The following is a 19,528-nucleotide window of genomic DNA, read 5'->3' as shown; positions in this document are numbered from 1 at the left end:
CGAATCACTTCGGATCGTCGAGAAGCTCGGGGAACACCACCCCCCATGCCCTGTGCGCCCCGGGCATCACGACGATCGGCGTTCGCTCCGCGATGTGTAACTTAGGTTGCGATGAGACGGGTGCCGCCGACAGGCAAGGAACGGTACCAGAAGGGCAAGGATGCCCCGGCATGGATGCCTCATCCCCCTCGGGGGATCGAATTCCGGGCCAGCGCTTGTGAACCTCACGTAGCGCTGGCGCCAAAGAACGAAGCAGGGCGGTTCGCCGCCTGCCCGTACCGACTGCACCTGGTGGCAAAAGGGTCGGCAAACGGGGCTTCGGGGCCCTCGGGTCCGCTGAAAGTATGGGACATGGCTCGACCAGGCGAACGATGCCCATATTTTCACCCCTTCAGTTCCCTGCGTATTGGGCCGGCTTCTGCCGGCCTCTTTTTTTTCAACAGGGTTAGTGACGGGCAGTAGCCGAGCGTGGAACTCTGTTATCCTTCAGGAATGTACCATGGTGGTTCCTTATCCTCTCCTGAATAGAACATTGGTCATGACCAAACGGGTCTCGCGCCGTTGGCGCCCGCGCTCATTGCTGCAGCTGGTGCTGCTGGCATTCCTGGTAGTGATGCTGCCGTTGGGAATATTGATGTACCAGGCCGGCCAGGCCTTGTCCGAACTGTCTCGTTTGGCGGATGTCAGTGCCCGCCAGGCGGTGGAAGAGAGCCGACGGGCCCGGGTGCTGAGCAACCTGGCCGTCGAGATGGAGCGCAGCGCGCGGCAGTATGCGGTGCTGGAGCAGGAGAGCCTGCTCGACCTCTATGCCGAGCGCCATGGCGAATTTAAGGAACTGCTGGCACGGCAGAGGCGCTTTCTGCCCGACAACCCCGATGTGCTGGCGCTGGAAGAGCAACTGGAGCTTCTCTCGCAATTACCGGAGCTGAATGACGAGGCGCTGAATGTCTGGCTGTCGTTGTTCGTGCCGTTCGCCGAGCATACCGAGGCGATGCGCCGGGCCACCAATCGTCAGATCGATGACAGCATCGAGATGATCAGTTCCCGAGCGGAAGCCGTGCAGTCGCGGCTGTGGCTGCAGACCACGGCGCTGGTTTCCGCCAGCCTGCTGCTCATGCTGTTGTTCAGTTGGCTGATCATTCGACCGGTGCGCCAACTCGAGCGCCGAATTCTCAGCATTGGCAGTGGTATCGAGACCAACGACCGCGACACCATCCAGGGCCCCGCCGAACTGGTGCAGCTCGGCGATCGGCTCGACTGGTTGTCGACCCGGCTCAGTGATCTGGAAGCGCAGAAGCAGCAGTTCCTGCGCCATATGTCGCACGAACTCAAGACCCCGTTGGCCAGCGTGCGCGAGGGCTCGGCACTGCTGGCCGATGGTGTGGCCGGGGAGCTGACCCATCACCAGCGCGAGATATTGACGCTGATCGATGCCAGTGGCCGAGAGCTGCAACGATTGATCGAACAGCTGCTCGACTACAACCTGCTGCAGCACAACCAGCGCATCACGCTCGAACAAGTGGACCTGGCCACGCTGGTCAAGAGCACGTTGGCCAAGCACCGGCTGGCGCTGGAGAACAAGGGCATGCAGGTCACCGCCTTCGATGGCCCGCTGGAGTGGGTAGTCGACCGTACCGCAGTGGGGCGCATTCTCGACAATTTGGTGTCTAACGCCATTGCCTACGGCGAAGACGGCGGCGAGCTGATGATTCGTGCGCATGCCGGGCGGGAGCACCTGATTCTCGATGTCGCCAACAGCGGCGAGCCCATCGACGATCACGACCGTGCACGCCTGTTCGAACCCTTCTATCAGGGCCGCTCGAGGCGCAAGGGGCCGCTCAAGGGGTCGGGTATCGGGCTTTCGGTAGCGGCCGACTGCGCACGCATCCAGAACGGAGGCCTGGCGCTGGTCGAAGATAGAGAATTCGAAGTGTGTTTCCGCCTGACGCTGCCGCGTCAGGCGCTTCCACTTACTAGGGAAAATAATAATATGGAGCCCTTCCAAGTGGGCATCAGCGCAAGGAGCGAGGAGCGATGAGGGTAAGAAGAATCCGCTGTGCAAGAACGATGTTCTTTACCGGGGGGCTGGTCCTGCTGCTGGGCGGCTGCCAGTACCTGCCCGAGCAGGGCATGCTCGGCTCGGAACCGGAAGCGTCACCCAGCGCGGCGGCTTGCCGTGAGGCGGAGCCGACCTTCGAGAACGAGGCCTGTCTGTTGCCTAGCTGGGTCACCTACGGTCTGGCTTCCCAGCGCGGTGATGCCGAGTGGCGCCGCCAGAAGCAGAATGAACTGGACGCAGATTACGAATTGAGCGAAGCCGAACGGGAGCTGGCACGTGCCGTGGCATTGTCCTGGGGCAGCGAGCGGGAATGGCGGCAGGCAGCGGAGCTCTACCAGGCGCATACGCATGCCGCCCCGGCCGACCTGCAGCCACTGCTGCTCTACTGGCGCAATGAACTGGAAGGGCGGCGCGCCCTGGCCAGGCAGAGTGCGGATGCACGCGTCCAAGCGGCCACCCTGCAGCGGCAGAACACCGAACTCTCCGAGAAGCTCGAAGCACTTACCGCCATCGAGCAGAACATGAACCTGCGACAACAATCGCCCTGAGGGGCGAACGAGTAACACGGGAGAAGACGTCATGGAAGCGGCTCGAGTGACCGACACGCGCAAGAATGAGGCTCGCAGGCCGGCGGCGGCACGCACGTCGGGTGCGAAGTCAGGCAGCGCCCACGTTCTGCTGGTCGACGACGATGCCAGCCTGTTGCGTCTGCTCGGCATGCGTCTGGAAAGCCGTGGTTACCGGGTGACGACGGCCGAGAGCGGCCCCGAGGCGCTGCGCAGGCTCGAGGCCGAGCGTCCCGATATCGTGCTCTCCGACCTGCGCATGGACGAGATGGATGGCATGGCCCTGTTCCAGGCGATCCAGCGCGAGGTGCCGGGGCTGCCGGTCATCATCCTGACCGCCCACGGCTCCATTCCCGACGCCGTGAACGCCACCCAGCAGGGGGTGTTCAGCTTCCTCACCAAGCCGGTGGACCGCGACGAGCTGTTCAAAGCCATCGACGAGGCGCTGGCCCACATGCCCACCGCCAGCGGCGAAGACAGCGATGCCTGGCGGGCCAGCATCATCACCCGTAGCCCCGAGTTGGAGCGGGTGCTGGAGCAGGCGCGCATGGTGGCTTCGTCGGATGTCAGCGTGCTGATCACCGGCCCCTCCGGTTCGGGCAAGGAGCTACTGGCACGGGCCATTCACGATGCCAGCCCGCGTGCCAACCACCCGTTCGTGGCGATCAACTGCGGCGCGCTGCCCGAACAACTGCTGGAAAGCGAGCTTTTCGGCCACGCCAAGGGCGCCTTCACCGGTGCCGTCAGCGACCACAAGGGCCTGTTCCAGGCCGCCGAAGGCGGCACCCTGTTCCTCGACGAGATCGGCGACATGCCGCTACCGCTGCAGGTCAAGCTGCTGCGCGCGCTGCAGGAGCGCCAGATTCGCCCGCTGGGCTCGACCCAGTCGATACCGGTCAACGTGCGCATTCTCTCCGCCACTCATCGCGACCTCAGCCAGGCGATGCATCAGGGCGAGTTCCGCGAGGATTTCTTCTATCGCCTCAACGTGGTCAACCTCAAGCTGCCGGCGCTGAAGGACCGCGCCGAGGACGTGCCGCTGCTGGCGCGCCATCTGGTGGCTCAGGCAGCGGCGCGCCACAAACCGTTCGTCAAGGGGTTCTCGCCGGAAGCGCTCAACCTGCTGGCCACCAGTGCCTGGCCCGGCAACGTGCGCCAACTGGTCAACGTGGTGGAGCAGTGCGTGGCGCTGACCCGCTCGCCAATGATTCCCGAGGCCCTGGTGGCCCAGGCCCTGGCGGCGGAGGACTGCGCGCTGCCGACCTTCAACGACGCCCGCGCCGGCTTCGAACGCAGCTACCTGGTCAAGGTGCTCAAGATCACCGAGGGCAACGTGACCCAGGCGGCGCGTATCGCGGGGCGCAACCGCACCGACTTCTACAAGCTGCTCAGCCGTCACGAGCTGGAGCCGAGCACCTTTAAGCCCGAGTGATGCGGGCCTGGCCCAACGGCCCGCATGCGAGAAGCGCCCAGTTCGGCTGTCAGCAGGCCGAACTGGGCGCTTTTCCGTTGAGGCCTGCGTCTACTTGAGGCGGCGCTTAACCTCGACGCTCAATCCACCCTCACCCAGGCGGGCGGTCAGCGCCTGGCCGGGCCGGGTATCGGCCGCGCGCCGTATCACCTTGCCTTCGTCGTCCTGCAGAATGGCATAGCCCCGCCCCAGCACCGCCAGCGGGCTAACCGCCTGAAGCTGGCGTGCCAGGCCGGCCAGGCTCTCGCGCCGGCGCGACATGTCGCGCAGCATGGCCTGCTCGAGCCGAGCCCGGGCGAGCGCCAGCCGTTCCCCGGCCTGCCCGACCCCGCGCTGCGGGTGGCAGGCGCTCATCCGTCGCTGCAGGTATCCCAGCTGCTGGCGCTCGGCGGCGAGCCGTGCACGTCCGGCGCGCTGCAGTCGGGCTTCCAGCTCGCCGAGGATCCTGCGTTCCTGGGCCAGTACTTCGCCAGGGTGACGCAGCCGGGCGCGCAGGTGATCGAGCCGCTGGGCGTCACGTTCGAGCCGGGCCTGGGTGCAGCGCACAAGCTGACGCTCCAGGCCGACCAAGCGGCGCTGCAGGTCGCGGCCATCCGGTACCAGCATCTCGGCCGCGGCGGAGGGCGTGGGCGCACGCCGGTCGGCGGCCAGATCCGACAGGGAGGTATCGACCTCGTGGCCTACCGCCGACATCACCGGCAGGCGCGAATGGAAGATTGCCCGCGCCAGGTGTTCGTCGTTGAACGCCCACAGGTCCTCCAGGCTGCCGCCGCCGCGGGTGATCAGGATCACGTCCTGCGCGGGATCGAGGGCCTGCTGCCGGTTGAGCAGCCCCAGCGCGGCGATCAGCGCCGGCGCGGCCTCGCGGCCCTGCACGGGCACGGCGATCAGCGTGACCCGGGCCAGCGGCCAGCGCGACTCGAGCACCGCCAGCACGTCGCGTATCGCCGCGCCGGTAGGCGAAGTCAGCACCAGCAAGTGGCGCGGCGGGCAGGGCAGGGGCCGCGCATTGGCGAATACCCCTTCGGCGGAGAGCCGCTGCTTGAGCCGCTCCAGCGCAACGAGCAGTTCGCCTTCGCCGGCCGGCTGCACCGCTTCGGCAATCAACTGGTAGTCGCCGCGCGGCTCGAACAGCGACACCCGCCCGCGAACCCGCACGCGGTCGCCGTCGCGCATGGGCGCCGCGACGAAGCGGGCGCGATTGCGAAACAGTGCGCCGCGCAGCTGCGCCGAGGCGTCCTTCAGAGTGAAATAGACATGCCCCGAGGCCGGCCGCGACACGCCGGAGAGTTCGCCCTCGACCCACACCTCACCGATGCCCGATTCAAGCAACTGACGAGCGCGACGATTCACTTCACTGACCGAGAGTGCAGTGTCGTTGGGTTGGAGCATGAATTGGCGATCCTTTGGCCGGAGGAAGCCAGCCGAACTGGCAAAAAGGCCACTCTAGCATGGTAGCGGCATTGCTGAGGCGCGCAGGCGAGATGAAAAAAGCGCCGGGCTAGGCCGGCGCAAGTTGCGTCATGGGGAGGGTGACTTATCGGTCAATCGGAATCATCCTGGTCGGTATCGCCTACGGCACCGGTACCGGCGGCGCCGGTGGTCCGCCAGACACCACCACGCATACCGGCGCCACGATCCTCAATGCGGCGGTTGCGCTCGTCGTTGAACCACTGCTCGTCGTAAGTTGGGAAGTTCTCGAGTTCCTCTTCGGTGGCATCGACCAGGATGCGGTGCCTGACCAACCCTTGGCCAAAGGCGGCGTTATCGTCACGCTCGGTCTCCAGGGTGAAGTGCTCGATGTCGACGACTACCTCGTCGCCACCGATACCCCACAGGCCACCGGTATTCAAGACCAGGGCGCTGACTTTGCCTTCATTGTCCAAAAGAATGTTCTCGACGTCACCGACGTCCTCATCCGGGTTGTCGGAGTGATAAACATCGGAATCGAGGATATCCTCAGCAGCATATAGACCCTGGCCCTGTGACTGCGCCTGCTGCTGATTCTGTTCCTGCTGTTGGCCGTTATCCTGGCCGTTCTCGTTTTCCTGCTGTTCGGCAAATGCCTGGCCGCTAAAAGCCAAGCCGCCGCTTACGGCTGCCACTGCGATGGTAAGTAGACGCTTCTGCATGATCGCTCTCCTCTCCTTGGTCGGATCTTGCTCGTAGATGCAGGCGCTCAATCTAGAGATTGCTAGAGATTGCGCGCCCATTCGTCGGCCTGGCGCTCGGCTTCTTCCCGCTCCAGGCCATAGCGTTGCTGGAGCTTGCCGATCAGTTGCTCACGTTTGCCGGCAATCTGATCGAGTTCTTCATCGCTGAACTCGCCCCAGCTGGCACGGGCCTTGCCCATGTACTCTTTCCATTTGCCTTCGATCTGGTCCCAGTTCATCTCGTCACTCCTTCCGTGAGTCGACCGTTCCCGTCATTGGACCCGTTGTGTACTTCACAAGCTAGATCACGAATCTGCCACTGTAAGTCAAAGTCGGTTTCAGACTGTTACGAAGGGTAGTTAGGGTTACGCCCAGCGACTAAAGAGCAGCCAAGGGTAAGGCTCGGGGCTAAGCCAGCAGGCTGCGGAAGGCACGCAGCATGAGCGGCATCAGGAGCATCAAAGCCGTGATGCGCAGCAGATGATGAGACGTCACGAAGGCAGGGTCGATGCCGAGCGAAAGGGCAACCAGACTCAGCTCCGGGGCACCACCGGGCATGTTGGCCAGAAGTGCCGCCGCCATGGAGTACCCGGTCACCACATGAATGCTCCAGGCCGCCGCGACGGCAATTAGCATCAGCACCGCTGCTTGCAGTGTCGCCATCCACAGGTTGAAGGCCACTGCGGCAAGCGACGTTCCGCCGAAGCGGATGCCCACCGATACCCCGATGATGACCTGAGCGAAAGCCAACACCGCAGGTGGGACGACCGCGTGAGTCAGGCCGGTCAGGTGAAGCGCCGCCGACACCAGCGCGGGACCGAACAGGAAGGCATTGGGCAAGCGCAGCAGGCGGCCCAGGCCGATGCCGACCACGCCTGAGCCCAGCAGCCAGGCAATATCGAAGAAGGAAGGAAGCCACAGCCAGGAGGCGGAATCGGCGGGGCGCATGCCGAGTTCGACGTGACCCAGCACGTCCAGCAGCGGGGGTATCGCAAGCAGCAGGATCAGGATGCGGGTGGCGTGGGTCAGGCCGACGATGCGCAGGTCCGCCCCCGATTCCATGGCCATGGCGGTCACCGCCGAAACGCCGCCGGGAATGCCGGCGTACAGGGAGGTCTCGACGGAGTATCCGGCCACCCGATGCGCGAACCAGAACGAGAAAGCCCACATGGCGGACGTGGCGAGCAGCATCATGCCGAGGCTGATCGTCCAAGACGAGACGTCGCCGGCCATATCGGGGGAGAAGGCCGAACCCAGCATGACGCCGATCACCGCCAGCACGGCCTTGCGTGCCGACCCCGGCCCGCGCAGCCGCATCCCGGCCAGGCTGGGCAGGGTCGTCGCCAACATGGCGCCCAGCAGCCAGGGCAGCGGCAGGCCGGCCCAGTAGGCGAGGCTGCCGCCGAGCAGGCCCAGCAGCAGGGTGGGGAGGAAAGCGCGCAGGGCGTCGAATCGGGTTCGCTTCGAGGGCAAGGTTGGTATCCGCATCAGGCCATCAGTAAATCCGGAAAGAGGGCATCGCCGGGGCTGGGCCCCGGCCGGGTTCAGGCGCGTCCCAGGCGCGCCTTCAACAGCTTGGGCAGCAGCCACGGCAACACCAGCAGCGCCGCGGCAGCGATCCACAAGCCGAGCGAGATGCCCGAGCGCCACAGAATCTCCAGGTCGCCTCCGCTGATCGACAGAGCGCGGCGAAGGTTCTGCTCCATCAGCCCGCCCAGCACGTAGCCGAGGATCACCGGTGCCAGCGAGAAACCCAGCTTGCGCAGCAGGTAGCCGAACACGCCGATGATCAGCATAAGGTAGATGGCGGTGAGGTCGGAATGGAGCTGGTAGACGCCGACGAAGGCCAGGATGGCGATACCCGGCACCAGCACCCAGCGCGGGATGGTCAGCACCCGGGCGAACACCCCGGCGAGCGGCAGGTTGAGTGCCAGCAGCACCAGGTTGCCGATGTACAGCGAAGCGATCAGGCCGCCGGCGACTTCCGGGCGTTCGCTGAACATCATCGGCCCGGGGGTGATGTTGTAGAGCATCAGCGCGCCGAGCAGCACGGCGGTGGTGCCGGAACCGGGAATGCCCAGGGTCAGCATCGGCACGAACGAGCCCGCCGCCGCCGCATTGTTGGCCGATTCCGGTGCCGCCAGGCCGCGCATGTCGCCGTTGCCGAAGGTACCTTCCTTGTCGGAAAGGCGCTTCTCGGTAGTGTAGGAGACCGCGCCGGCCACCGAGGCCCCGGTACCGGGCAGCACGCCGATGATGAAGCCGATCAGCCCCGAACGCAGCATGGCGCCCTTGCAGAAGAGCACCTCCTTGAGGGTGACGAACACCCGCCCCAGCGGGGGAATGTCGCCGCCGGAATCCTTGCGGTTGGCATGTTCGAGCATCAGCAGGATCTCGCTGATGGCGAACAAGCCGATGATCATCACCACGAAGTCGATGCCGTCGTAGAGTTCGGCCATGCCGAAGGTGTAGCGCAGCACCCCGGTACCCGAGTCGACGCCGACGGTACCGATCAGCACGCCCAGCACCGCGCCGATGGCGGTCTTGGTCGGGTCCTTGCCCATCATCACCGACATCGAGGCGAAGGCGAACACCATCAGGGCGAAGAACTCGGCGGGGCCGAACATCACCGCGACTTCCGCCAGCAGCGGGGCGAACAGGGTCAGGCCGAGGATGGCGATGGTCGCGCCGACGAAGGAACTGACCGCCGACAGGCCCAGTGCCGGGCCGGCGAGCCCCTGCTTGGCCAGCGGGTGGCCGTCGAGGGTGGTCATGACCGCGCCGGCGTCGCCGGGCACGTTGAGCAGGATGCTCGACATGCGTCCGCCGTATTCGGCCCCGGTGTAGATGCCGGCGAGCAGGATCAGCGCCGATTCGGCCGGTAGGCCCAGGGTGTAGGCCAGCGGCATCAGGATGGCAATGCCGTTGATCGGGCCGATGCCGGGCAGGGCGCCGAACAGCGTGCCGAGCAGGGCGCCGAGGAAGGCCAGCCCAAGATTCAGCGGGCTCAGCGCAACGCCGAAGCCCTGGATCAGGAAATCGAACATGAGGGCGTTCCTCTAGAGTAACGGGCGCAGCCAGTCACCGCTGGGCAGCGAGATCCCAAGCCCGGCGGTGAACACGTAATAGCTGCCCACGGCCATCAGCACGCCGGTCAGCAGCGCCTTGCCCCAGGGGGCGGCGAAGGCCCGGGCCAGGGCGACCGTCGTCAGCAGGGTGGTGGCGACGAAGCCCAGCCGCGTGAACAGCAGGGCATAGACCAGCAGTGCGGCGAGCACCGCCAGCAGCTTCACGGCCAGGGAGCGGTCGGGCCAGTGGCCGTTGCTCCCGGGCTTGAGCACCAGCACCAGCGACAGCGCGGCGAGCAGGATGGCGAGAATCAGCGGAAAGGCCTTGGGCCCCACGGGATCGTAGCTGAAGGGCACGTGAAGCCTGGCGGCCTGGACGGCGACGAACGCCGCCAGACCGATCAGGCACAGGCCCAGCACTCGGTCGGCGGCAAGCTTCATTGGCTCAGACCCACTTCTTCCGCCAGCGACTGGAACTGCGCGACCTGATCCTGGACGTAGCGGTCGAACTCGGGCCCGAAGCTAGACATCGGAAACAGCCCGCGTGCCTCCCGCAGCTCGGCGAACTGCGGGGACTCGGACAGTTCGGTGAGCCGGTTGACCCAGGAGAAGTAGGCGTCGTCGTCGACCTCGGGGCCCATGTAATAGCCGCGCCAGATAGGCCAGTGCACGTCGTAGCCCTGCTCGGCGGCGGTGGGAATGTCGGCATAGGGGCCGTCCATGCGCTCCTCGGAGAGCGCCGCCAGCACGCGGATCTTGCCGCTCCCGAGCTGCGACTTGAGCTCGGAGAGGTCGCCGGTGAAGACCTGGATATGGTCGCCGAGCAGCGCCGCCAGCGCTTCGCCGCCCCCTTCGAAGGCGACATAGCGCAGATCCCGCGGCGAAATGTCGGCGGACTTGGCGGTCAGCGCCGCCTTCATCCAGTCCTGGCTGCCGATCGTGCCGCCGGCGCCGAAGGCGATCTCGCCGGGGCTGTCGCGCAGATCGTCCATCAGCTCGTCGAGGTTCTGCCAGGGCGCATCGGCACTGACCACGATGGCGCCATAATCGACGCCCAGGGCGCCCAGCCAGCGAACTTCGGTGGCGTCGTACTGGCCGAACTTGCCCAGCGCCAGGTTGACCGCCGCGCCGGTGCTGGCCGCCACGATCAGGTTGGGGTCGTCCTTGCGCACGCCGTTGACATGGTTGTAGGCCACGGCGCCGATGCCGCCCGGCATGTAGGTGACGACCATCGGCTGGTCGATCAGCCCGGTCTCCTGCAGGCCGTTGGCCGCCAGGCGGCAGGTCAGGTCGTAGCCGCCGCCCGGCTTGGCCGGAGCGATGCACTCGGTGGAATCGGATTGGGCCTGGGCGCCGCCGGCAACCAGCATGCCGCCCAGCAGGGCCAGCCCGGAGCAGTGACGGAAAGCCTTGTTGATCTTCATGGCGAACTCCTGTTCTCTTGTTCTGGGAATGCGGAGAGGGATTTCCCCGCCTGCCATCGCCGTGGATGCCAGAACGGCCATGCTAGGCGCGCAACCTTTCATCAACCTGTCATCTCGCCACCGCCTCATGGGACTTTGGTCGTATGCGCCTGCTCGTCGTCGAGGACGATCCTCTCATCGCCCGTTCGCTGCACCAGGCCCTGACGCCGCTGGGCAATACCGTCGAAGGCTTCGCAAGCCATGCCGAGGCCGGCGCGGCGCTGCGACACGACAGCTTCGACCTGATCCTGCTCGACCTGGGGCTGCCCGACGGCGACGGCCTGACGCTGCTCGGTGAACTGCGCGAGCGTGGCGACACCACCCCGGTGCTGATCCTCACCGCCCGCGACGGCATCGACGACCGCGTGCGCGGGCTCGACCTGGGCGCCGACGACTATCTGGCCAAGCCGTTCTCGCTTGCCGAGCTCGAGGCGCGGGTGCGCGCCCTGCTGCGGCGCAGCCAGCAGCGCAGCGACAACCGCCTACGCCTGGGCGCGCTGTGCTTCGACCCGGCCCTGGGTGTGGCCTCGCTGAATGACGAGGCCCTCGAGCTGCCGCGTCGCGAGCTGTGCCTGCTGGAAGACCTGCTGCTGCATGCCGGCAGCATCACCCCGCGCGAGATGCTCGAGAACCGACTGTTCGGCTTCGGCGTGGTGGGCTCCAATGCCCTGGAGGTCTACATCAGCCGCCTGCGCAAGCGGTTGAAGGACAGCGGGCTGCGCATCCGTACCTTTCGCGGCCTGGGCTATCGGCTCGAGGAAGAGCGCGAGTGATCGAGGTCGACGGCACCCTCAAGTCGCGCCTTGCGGTATGGCTGTCGGTCACTGTCACTGCACTGGGCGCGCTGCTGCTGGTCGAGGCCTATTTCAGCTCGCAGCGCGCCGCCGAGCGCGCCTACGACAGCCAGCTCGAATCGGCGGCGCTGACCATTGCCGAGGCCGTGCAGTGGCAGGAAGGGCAGCCGGTGGTGGAAATTCCCGCCGCAGCGCTGCAGATCATCGCCACCCGTCATCAGGAACGGGTCTTCTACGCCGTGCTCGACGCCGAGGGGCGGCGGGTCTCGGCCAATCTGGATATCCCCATTCCGGCCGAGTGGCGCACCCAGGTGGCCGAACGTCCGGTGTGGACGAACACCGAGCACAGCGGCGCCGAATGGCGCCTGCATGGCTGGGAGTTCGACTCCGCGGGTTGGGAAACCCAGGACCCGGTGCAGATCTGGGTCGGCCATACCCTGGCCGGGCGCCAGGCCTTGACCGGTGAGCTGTTCGAGGGCGCGGTGAGCCGCTTCCTGGTCATGGTGCTGGTGGCGGGATTGTTGATGCTGCTGGCGATGCGGGTGGCATTGAAGCCCATGCGCCGGCTGCGCCAACTGCTGCGCCAGCGCGAGGCCGACGACATGCGCCCGCTCGATGCGCGGGTGCCGGAAGAGCTGCGCGAGCTGGCCGAAACGCTCGACACCCTGTTCGCCCGCCAGCGCGAGAGCCGCGATGCGCTGCTGCGTTTCACCGCCGATGCCAGCCACCAGCTCAAGACACCCCTGTCGGGGCTGCAGAGCACCAGCGAGCTGGCCTTGAAGAGCACCCGGCCCGAAGAGTGGCATCGGGCACTGACGGCGGTCCACCAGGGGGCCGAACGCACCAGTCGTCTGGCGAGCCAGCTACTCAGCCTGGCGCGGTTGCGTCACGTCGCCGATGGCAGCGGGATGAACCGGCTCGACCTGGCGGCGCTGCTGCGCGAGACCGTGTTCGACTGGGCCGGGCGCGACGTCGCCCAGGGCCACGACCTGGGCCTGGCCGAACTTCCCGATACACCGCTGTACATAAACGGCGAGCCGTGGGCACTGCGGGAACTGCTCGGTAACCTGATCGACAATGCCCTGCGCTACACGCCGCCGGATAGCGTGATCACCCTGGGCTTAGTGAAGCGCGGTGGAGAAGTGGAGCTCTACATCGAGGACGACGGCCCCGGCGTGGCCCCCGAGGTGATGGAGCGCCTGCATCAGCCCTTCGAGCGTGGTGGACGCCAGGACACCGAAGGCTCGGGGCTGGGGCTGGCGATCGTCGACTCCATTGCCCGGCGCCACGACGCCCGCCTGAAGGTGGCGCCGCACACGCCATGCGGGCTGCGAATCAGCGTTTCTTTCCCCTTGGAGAACAGGCCATGATGCCCCGCTATTTCCACGCCTTCGCGTTCGTCGCTCTCCTGCTGGCGGCGGCACCGGGCCGGGCGGCGAATCCGCTCGTGGTCGAGGCGGCGCTCGACAGGGAAGTGGTCGCACCGCTGCTGGCAGCCTTCGAGCTGGCGCATCCCGACATCGACCTGGACTTCCTCGACCGCTCCACGCTGGAAGTCGATGAGCGCGTCACCGGCGCCGCCCCGGCGCCGGACGTGGTGATCAGCTCGGCCATGCCGTGGCAGATGGCACGCGTCAACGAAGGCTACGCCAGCCGCCTGGATTCGGCCGAAGCGCGGGCCTGGCCGGAATGGGCCAAGTGGCGCGACGAAGTGTTCGGCTTCACCTTCGAGCCGATCGTCATGGCCTACCGTCTCGACCTGTCGCGTCATATGATGCCGCCGGCCACCCATGCCGACCTGCACACGCTGCTGACCGAGCAGTGGGATCTGCTGCGCGGTCGGGTGACCACCTACTCGCCGTCCCAAAGCGGCGTGGGCTACACGCTGTTCCAGCAGGATGCCCGCTATACCACCCGCTTCTGGGACCTGGTCGCCGCCATGGGCAACGCCGAGGCCGTGCTCGAAGCCAACACGCGCGACATGCTCGAAGGCATCAGCGAAGGCCGCTACTGGCTGGGCTACAACCTGCTGGGCTCCTACGCCATGGTGTGGGCCCAGGAGCATCCCGAAGTGATCGTCCAGGTGCCCCAGGACTACTCGCTGGTGATGATGCGCATGGCGTTCATTCATCGCGATGCGCCGCACCCCGCCGCGGCCCGGCAATTCCTCGACTTCCTGCTCAGCCGCGAAGGCCAGCGGGTAATCGCCGGCGAGACGCCGCTGTTCAGCGTGCGCCCCGACGTGATCGGCCCCTATACCGCGCAGCGCCTGCGCGACCAGGTCGGCGATCGGCTCTATCCCATCCCGATCGATGCCTCGCTGCTGGCGTTCGTCGACCCGCAGCGCCGCGATGCCTTCATGCAGCGTTGGCGACGCGAATTCATGCGCCGTTGACAAATCGACCCGGCCGGCCTTCGCATTGCCCGTGCCTTGGCCCGGACGCTATAATGGTCGATTACTTTCCCCACTCCCCCCACCAGCACTGGGTGTTGCCGATTATGTTACGTATGGCCCAAGAAGCTCTTACGTTCGACGACGTATTACTCGTACCCGGCTACTCGGAGGTCCTGCCCAAGGACGTCAGCCTGCGGACCCGCCTGTCCCGCGACCTCTACCTCAACATCCCCCTCGTCTCCGCCGCCATGGATACCGTGACCGAAGCGCGCCTGGCCATCGCCATGGCCCAGGAAGGCGGCATCGGCATCATCCACAAGAACATGAGCATCACCGCCCAGGCGGCCGAGGTGCGCAAGGTCAAGAAGCACGAGAGCGTGATCGTCAAGGACCCGGTAACGGTGGGGCCCAAGGCCAAGCTCGAGGACCTGCTGACGATGGCCCAGGAGTACGGCTTCTCCGGCTTCCCGGTGGTGGAGGGCGAGACCCTGGTGGGGATCGTGACCGAGCGCGACATGCGCTTCCAGCCCAACCAGGGCGACCGCGTGGCAGACATCATGACCCCGCGTGACCGCCTGGTGACCGTGGCCGAGGGCACCGAACTCGACGTGATCAAGTCCAGGATGCAGGAGCACCGGGTCGAGAAGATGCTGGTGGTCAACGACGCCTTCCACCTGCGCGGCCTGGTCACCTTCAAGGACATCGAGAAGGCACGCACCTTCCCCAACGCCGCCAAGGATGCCGACGGCCGCCTGCTGGTCGGCGCCGCCGTGGGCACCGGGCCGGAAACGCCGGACCGCGTGGCCGCCCTGGCCGAAGCCGGCGTCGACGTGATCATCGTCGACACCGCCCACGGCCACTCCAAGGGCGTGATCGACCGCGTGGCCTGGGTCAAGGAGCACTTCCCGCAGATCCAGGTGATCGGCGGCAACATCGCCACCGCCGCCGCCGCCCGCGCACTGGCCGAAGCCGGCGCCGATGGTGTCAAGGTGGGCATCGGCCCCGGCTCCATCTGCACCACCCGCGTGGTGGCAGGCGTCGGCGTGCCGCAGATCACGGCCGTTTCCAACGTCGCCGAGGCGCTCAAGGAGTACGACATCCCGCTGATCGCCGACGGCGGCGTGCGCTTCTCCGGCGACCTGGCTAAGGCCATCGCCGCCGGCGCCAGCTCGGTAATGGTGGGCGGCCTGCTGGCCGGCACCGAGGAAGCCCCGGGCGAGGTCGAGCTGTTCCAGGGCCGTACCTACAAGGCCTACCGCGGCATGGGCTCGATGGGCGCCATGGCCCAGAGCCAGGGCAGCGCCGATCGCTACTTCCAGGACAAGGACGCCGGCGCCGAGAAGCTGGTGCCGGAAGGCATCGAAGGCCGCGTACCCTACAAGGGCGTGATGAGCGCCATCGTCCATCAGCTGATGGGCGGCCTGCGCGCCTCCATGGGCTACACCGGCTGCACCAACATCTTGGAGATGCGCACCAAGCCGGAGTTCGTGCAGATCACCGGCGCCGGCTTCGCCGAATCGCACGTGCATGACGTGCAGATCACGAAAGAAGCGCCCAACTATCGCGCGGGCTAAGACCCGCTCGAGAGGGTAGAGATAGGAAGTAAGACGGAAGATAGAAGATAAGAGAAGGAAGGGAGAAGATGTTTCTTCTTTCTTCCCTCTTATCTCTTCCTACTTTCTACTTCCCTCTCATTCTAAGAGACATTGACCCAAGCCGCGGCGCTTGAGTCCACAACGGCGGTGGCCTTTTCAATGCAAGACATTCACGCCCACAAGATCCTCATCCTCGACTTCGGCTCCCAGTACACCCAGCTGATCGCCCGCCGCGTGCGCGAGATCGGCGTGTACTCCGAAGTGCGCGCCTTCGACATCACCGAGGAGGAGATCCGCGAGTATCAGCCCAACGGCATCATCCTCTCCGGCGGCCCGGAATCCACCGTGGCGGCCGGCTCGCCCCGCGCGCCCCAGTGCGTGTTCGAGATGGGCCTGCCGGTACTGGGCATCTGCTACGGCATGCAGACCATGGCGGTGCAGCTCGGCGGCGAAGTGGAAGGCTCCAACAAGCAGGAGTTTGGCTACGCCCAGGTCAAGGTCGACGGCAGCGACGAGCTGTTCCGCGACATCAAGGATCACGTCGACCATGACGGCAAGGCGCTGCTCGACGTGTGGATGAGCCACGGCGACAAGGTGGCCCGCGCGCCCGAGCCCTTCACCGTCACCGCCTCCACCCCGAGCTGCCCCGTGGCCGCCATGACCTGGCCGGAGAAGCGCTTCTACGCCGTGCAGTTCCACCCCGAGGTGACCCACACCCTGCAAGGCATGCGCATCCTCGAGCACTTCGTCGTCGGCATCTGTGGCGCCGAGAAGCTGTGGACCCCGGCGCGCATCATCGAGGACCAGATCGCCCGCGTGCGCGACCAGGTCGGCGACCGCCACGTGCTGCTCGGCCTCTCCGGCGGTGTGGATTCCTCGGTAGTCGCGGCGCTGCTGCACAAGGCCATCGGAGACCAGCTCACCTGCGTGTTCGTCGACAACGGCCTGTTGCGCAAGAACGAAGGCGACCAGGTGATGGAAACCTTCGCCCGCCACATGGGCGTGAAGGTGATCCGTGTGGACGCCGAAGAACTGTTCCTCGGCAAGCTGGAAGGCGAGAACGACCCGGAAGCCAAGCGCAAGATCATCGGCAACACCTTCATCGACGTGTTCGACGAAGAGGCCAGCAAGATCGAAGGCGTCGACTTCCTGGCCCAGGGCACCATCTACCCCGACGTGATCGAATCCGCCGCCAGCAAGACCGGCAAGGCCCATGTGATCAAGTCGCACCACAACGTCGGCGGCCTGCCCGAAACCATGAAGCTGCAGCTCGTGGAACCGCTGCGCGAACTGTTCAAGGACGAAGTGCGCAAGCTCGGCCTGGAACTCGGCCTGCCCTACGACATGGTGTACCGCCACCCCTTCCCGGGGCCGGGCCTGGGCGTGCGCATTCTCGGCGAAGTGAAGAAGGAGTACGCCGACATCCTGCGCGAAGCCGACGCCATCTTCATCGAGGAACTGCACAACGCCGACTGGTACCACAAGACCAGCCAAGCCTTCGCCGTGTTCCTGCCGGTCAAGTCCGTCGGCGTGGTCGGCGACGGCCGCCGCTACGAATGGGTCATCGCCCTGCGCGCCGTGGAAACCATCGACTTCATGACCGCACGCTGGGCACATCTCCCGTACGAGCTGCTGGAGAAAGTCTCCAACCGCATCATCAACGAGATTCGCGGCGTATCACGCGTGACGTATGACGTCAGCAGCAAGCCACCCGCAACGATTGAGTGGGAGTGAAGCACGCGTAAGGGGTTAGCTGGCAATGGAAACGTTTAAGCCCATATTTTATGGGCTTTTTTCTTTTTTTAGTGCTGTCTTGAAATTTTTTGTCAGCTCCAAGGACCGCTTGAGCGTGGCATCTGAGGTGGTATGATCAAGTCATGATGCATGGGTAATAGCTGATACCGTGCGTACCGACCAAAGACCAACGTTTAGATCAGTAGTGTGATGCGCTCATTCGAGCTGGGGCGTAGGATGTACTTCTGAAGAGCCGTTAGCGGTAAGAGAGAGGTCAGCTCGGAAGTTGGAGCAAAACCGAAGGACGCTGCAGATGGTACGTACTTTTTTCTGAAGGCCATTGTCCATAATCCGAACAGTCTAAGCGAAATCATGGGCGGTAAAGTGGGGAGCATGAAGATCTACAGCGCATCGCAACTGTCTGCTCTGACCCGGCTGTTCTCTGCCGCCGTTTTCCGTGAAATGGCGAAGAAAGGCCGATCCGGCATATACCGTCGGCTTTTAGAGCAGACGGATCTGACCAAGCATGCCGGCCCGAATGCGACTGTCGGTGACACCTTCGACTCCGCATTCGACATTTTGAAGGTCGCGGGGCAGCGTGACGAATATATCTATCGAGCGGCAATCAGCCAGAAAGTATTGATGGGAACGCATTCGCTCCGCACAGCCTCGATGCTCAATGAGTTTCGTGCTGGTAGTAGTAAGGCTGATCTTGTTATCTTGAATGGCACTGCTACCGTATATGAAATCAAGTCGGAGCGGGATTCGCTTGCGCGGCTCGCCAACCAGGTCGAGGACTACAAGCGCGTTTTCGCCAAGGTGAATGTGATCGCGAGCGAGGGCCATATCGAAGGCGTGATGAAAACGGTCCCGGAAGATGTTGGGGTAATGTGCCTTTCAAAGCGCTATCGGATCACAACTGTGCGCGAAGCATTAGAGTGCTCGGCGCGAATTTGTTCGGTGACCGTCTTTGATTCGTTGCGCATGGCCGAAGGCATCGCAATCTTGCAGGCAATGGGCGTGATAGTGCCGGAGGTTCCCAACACGCAAAGACATGCGGTGATGCGTGACCTTTTCGCTACGCTAGACCCGGTGGCGCTACATGTAGAAATGGTGCGGACGCTCAAGCGGACGCGCAATCTTGCGCCGCTTGGTGACTTCGTCAATCGTTTGCCCAAGTCTTTGCAAGCTGCGGCGCTTTCAATATCGGTGCGCCGTTCTGATCATCAGAAATTGATCGACGCCATTGAGACTCCGCTGCACACAGCCATGACTTGGAGCTGACCGACGCATGTATTATCCCTATTTCCGCGGAAAACAATTCGAGCTCATCACTATCCGAGAGATGTCAATATTGCTTGCAGAAAAGGGCTTTGTGCCTGTGATTGAGCCAGTACGTGAGTCACTTGGTAGCCTCAAAAAAACTTTGAGCGCAGTATGCGACGCCGGTGGGCGCGCTATTGTTATCGTAAATCCTTATCACGGTGACCATAAGGAAGACGGGGCGAGCATTACTGGTCTACTCCAAGAAGAATTTAGCAACGTTAGTAATATCGCTGCCGGAATTTTGTTGCGCAACGACATGAGTTCCGATGAAGTAATTTCCTGCTATGGCCAACATATCAATCATCATCCTATTTTAGTCCATGCGGGCTTTACTGCGCCCAAGGAGCTGGCGGCCGCGCTGGAGAATGACATGCCCGGCCTCACTAATATCTTTATCGAAGATCATGCAAAGCTGCTTTACCGGAAGCACTTCGAACATAGCAGGCGCATTCTCGTGCGCGACGGCTTCAAGCGACAGCGCAATGCCGATTATCCGCCGATAGAGGAGTTTTCCGAACTTCATGTCACTTATGATGATCTCGGAATGAGAGGCTTTGGCGACTTTCTTATTGCAGGCGATGTCTACAGCGAGAGCGGAGGTCCGGCTTATGCCGTCGCGATCCATCTGACCTTCATTGATCCTGACAAAGACAATGTAATGTACATCTATCATTTCGTCTAGAATACAAATGACACTCCAACCGACCCTGCCGGAAAGTTTGCTCAGGCGTTGGAGAAGCTGGTCATTAAACTGAATAGCGGTACCTCTCATATTCTCGAAACCAAGGCGATAGAGGAGTTTCGCGCCCTTCATGCTAAGGGCCATTTTCCGGGCCTTGGCTACGTTAAAAAGCTCTCGATGAAGCATCACATCGAGACGCTTGCCCACTATCTGGGTTGAGCC

Annotated in this window: 16 protein-coding genes and 1 pseudogene; 10 read left to right on the top strand and 7 right to left on the bottom strand. The window is 64.3% G+C overall.

Annotation, left to right across the window (positions count from 1 at the left end; translation table 11 throughout):
* Nucleotides 1-538: 538 nt before the first annotated feature.
* From HBJ55_RS06295 to glrR, 3 genes are all read left to right on the top strand, one after another.
* Nucleotides 539-2,038: a sensor histidine kinase gene (locus HBJ55_RS06295; protein ID WP_167112132.1), complete on the top strand. Its 1,500-nt coding sequence runs from the start codon at nucleotides 539-541 to the stop codon at nucleotides 2,036-2,038.
* Complete coding sequence (locus tag HBJ55_RS06290; protein WP_167112130.1) at nucleotides 2,035-2,607, top strand: hypothetical protein; 573 nt, start codon at nucleotides 2,035-2,037, stop codon at nucleotides 2,605-2,607. Before HBJ55_RS06295 ends, HBJ55_RS06290 begins: the two co-directional genes overlap by 4 nt.
* A 169-nt stretch (nucleotides 2,608-2,776) precedes the next feature.
* Nucleotides 2,777-4,057 (top strand): two-component system response regulator GlrR, encoded by a 1,281-nt coding sequence (gene glrR / locus HBJ55_RS06285; RefSeq protein ID WP_240936008.1) that lies wholly within the window; start codon nucleotides 2,777-2,779, stop codon nucleotides 4,055-4,057.
* Between the two features lie 90 nt (nucleotides 4,058-4,147).
* On the opposite strand, the gene xseA is transcribed toward glrR, so the two are convergent.
* From xseA to HBJ55_RS06250, 7 genes are all read right to left on the bottom strand, one after another.
* Complete coding sequence (gene xseA, locus HBJ55_RS06280; RefSeq protein ID WP_167112128.1) at nucleotides 4,148-5,488, bottom strand: exodeoxyribonuclease VII large subunit; 1,341 nt, start codon at nucleotides 5,486-5,488, stop codon at nucleotides 4,148-4,150.
* Between the two features lie 152 nt (nucleotides 5,489-5,640).
* On the bottom strand, nucleotides 5,641-6,228 hold the full coding sequence (locus HBJ55_RS06275; RefSeq protein WP_167112126.1) for a PRC-barrel domain-containing protein: 588 nt from the start codon (nucleotides 6,226-6,228) through the stop codon (nucleotides 5,641-5,643).
* Between the two features lie 62 nt (nucleotides 6,229-6,290).
* Entirely contained in the window at nucleotides 6,291-6,488 is a 198-nt protein-coding gene (locus tag HBJ55_RS06270) for a CsbD family protein (RefSeq protein WP_167112124.1), read from the bottom strand.
* A gap of 169 nt (nucleotides 6,489-6,657) precedes the next feature.
* Nucleotides 6,658-7,722 carry an AbrB family transcriptional regulator gene (locus HBJ55_RS06265; protein ID WP_240935997.1) on the bottom strand — a complete coding sequence of 355 codons (1,065 nt, stop codon included), beginning with the start codon at nucleotides 7,720-7,722 and terminating at the stop codon, nucleotides 6,658-6,660.
* A 71-nt stretch (nucleotides 7,723-7,793) separates the two neighbouring features.
* Nucleotides 7,794-9,296: a tripartite tricarboxylate transporter permease gene (locus HBJ55_RS06260; protein ID WP_167112120.1), complete on the bottom strand. Its 1,503-nt coding sequence runs from the start codon at nucleotides 9,294-9,296 to the stop codon at nucleotides 7,794-7,796.
* Between the two features lie 12 nt (nucleotides 9,297-9,308).
* A complete protein-coding gene (locus HBJ55_RS06255; RefSeq protein WP_167112118.1) occupies nucleotides 9,309-9,758 on the bottom strand; it encodes a tripartite tricarboxylate transporter TctB family protein in 450 nt (149 codons plus the stop codon).
* Nucleotides 9,755-10,741: a Bug family tripartite tricarboxylate transporter substrate binding protein gene (locus HBJ55_RS06250; RefSeq protein WP_167112115.1), complete on the bottom strand. Its 987-nt coding sequence runs from the start codon at nucleotides 10,739-10,741 to the stop codon at nucleotides 9,755-9,757. Before HBJ55_RS06250 ends, HBJ55_RS06255 begins: the two co-directional genes overlap by 4 nt.
* A 143-nt stretch (nucleotides 10,742-10,884) precedes the next feature.
* Between HBJ55_RS06250 and HBJ55_RS06245 the strand changes: the two genes are divergently transcribed.
* The 7 genes and pseudogenes from HBJ55_RS06245 (at nucleotide 10,885) to HBJ55_RS06215 (ending at nucleotide 19,525) form a co-directional block, all read left to right on the top strand.
* The gene (locus HBJ55_RS06245; RefSeq protein ID WP_167112113.1) at nucleotides 10,885-11,553 is read left to right on the top strand and encodes a response regulator; all 669 of its coding nucleotides are present in this window, start codon (nucleotides 10,885-10,887) and stop codon (nucleotides 11,551-11,553) included.
* Nucleotides 11,550-12,944 carry a sensor histidine kinase N-terminal domain-containing protein gene (locus HBJ55_RS06240; protein WP_167112111.1) on the top strand — a complete coding sequence of 465 codons (1,395 nt, stop codon included), beginning with the start codon at nucleotides 11,550-11,552 and terminating at the stop codon, nucleotides 12,942-12,944. Before HBJ55_RS06245 ends, HBJ55_RS06240 begins: the two co-directional genes overlap by 4 nt.
* On the top strand, nucleotides 12,941-13,969 hold the full coding sequence (locus HBJ55_RS06235; RefSeq protein WP_240935996.1) for an ABC transporter substrate-binding protein: 1,029 nt from the start codon (nucleotides 12,941-12,943) through the stop codon (nucleotides 13,967-13,969). Before HBJ55_RS06240 ends, HBJ55_RS06235 begins: the two co-directional genes overlap by 4 nt.
* A gap of 104 nt (nucleotides 13,970-14,073) precedes the next feature.
* Nucleotides 14,074-15,543: an IMP dehydrogenase gene (gene guaB / locus HBJ55_RS06230; protein WP_167112109.1), complete on the top strand. Its 1,470-nt coding sequence runs from the start codon at nucleotides 14,074-14,076 to the stop codon at nucleotides 15,541-15,543.
* Nucleotides 15,544-15,723: 180 nt separating this feature from the next.
* Complete coding sequence (gene guaA / locus HBJ55_RS06225; RefSeq protein ID WP_167112107.1) at nucleotides 15,724-17,298, top strand: glutamine-hydrolyzing GMP synthase; 1,575 nt, start codon at nucleotides 15,724-15,726, stop codon at nucleotides 17,296-17,298.
* A 393-nt stretch (nucleotides 17,299-17,691) separates the two neighbouring features.
* Nucleotides 17,692-18,582: a sce7726 family protein gene (locus HBJ55_RS06220; protein WP_167112105.1), complete on the top strand. Its 891-nt coding sequence runs from the start codon at nucleotides 17,692-17,694 to the stop codon at nucleotides 18,580-18,582.
* Nucleotides 18,583-18,589: 7 nt separating this feature from the next.
* A pseudogene (locus tag HBJ55_RS06215) lies at nucleotides 18,590-19,525 on the top strand (sce7725 family protein).
* Nucleotides 19,526-19,528 lie beyond the last annotated feature (3 nt).

Source organism: Billgrantia bachuensis (assembly GCF_011742165.1).
GTDB classification, from domain to species: domain Bacteria; phylum Pseudomonadota; class Gammaproteobacteria; order Pseudomonadales; family Halomonadaceae; genus Halomonas; species Halomonas bachuensis.
Note: the sequence above shows the minus strand (reverse complement) of the source record. Positions and strands in the feature narration are given on the sequence as shown.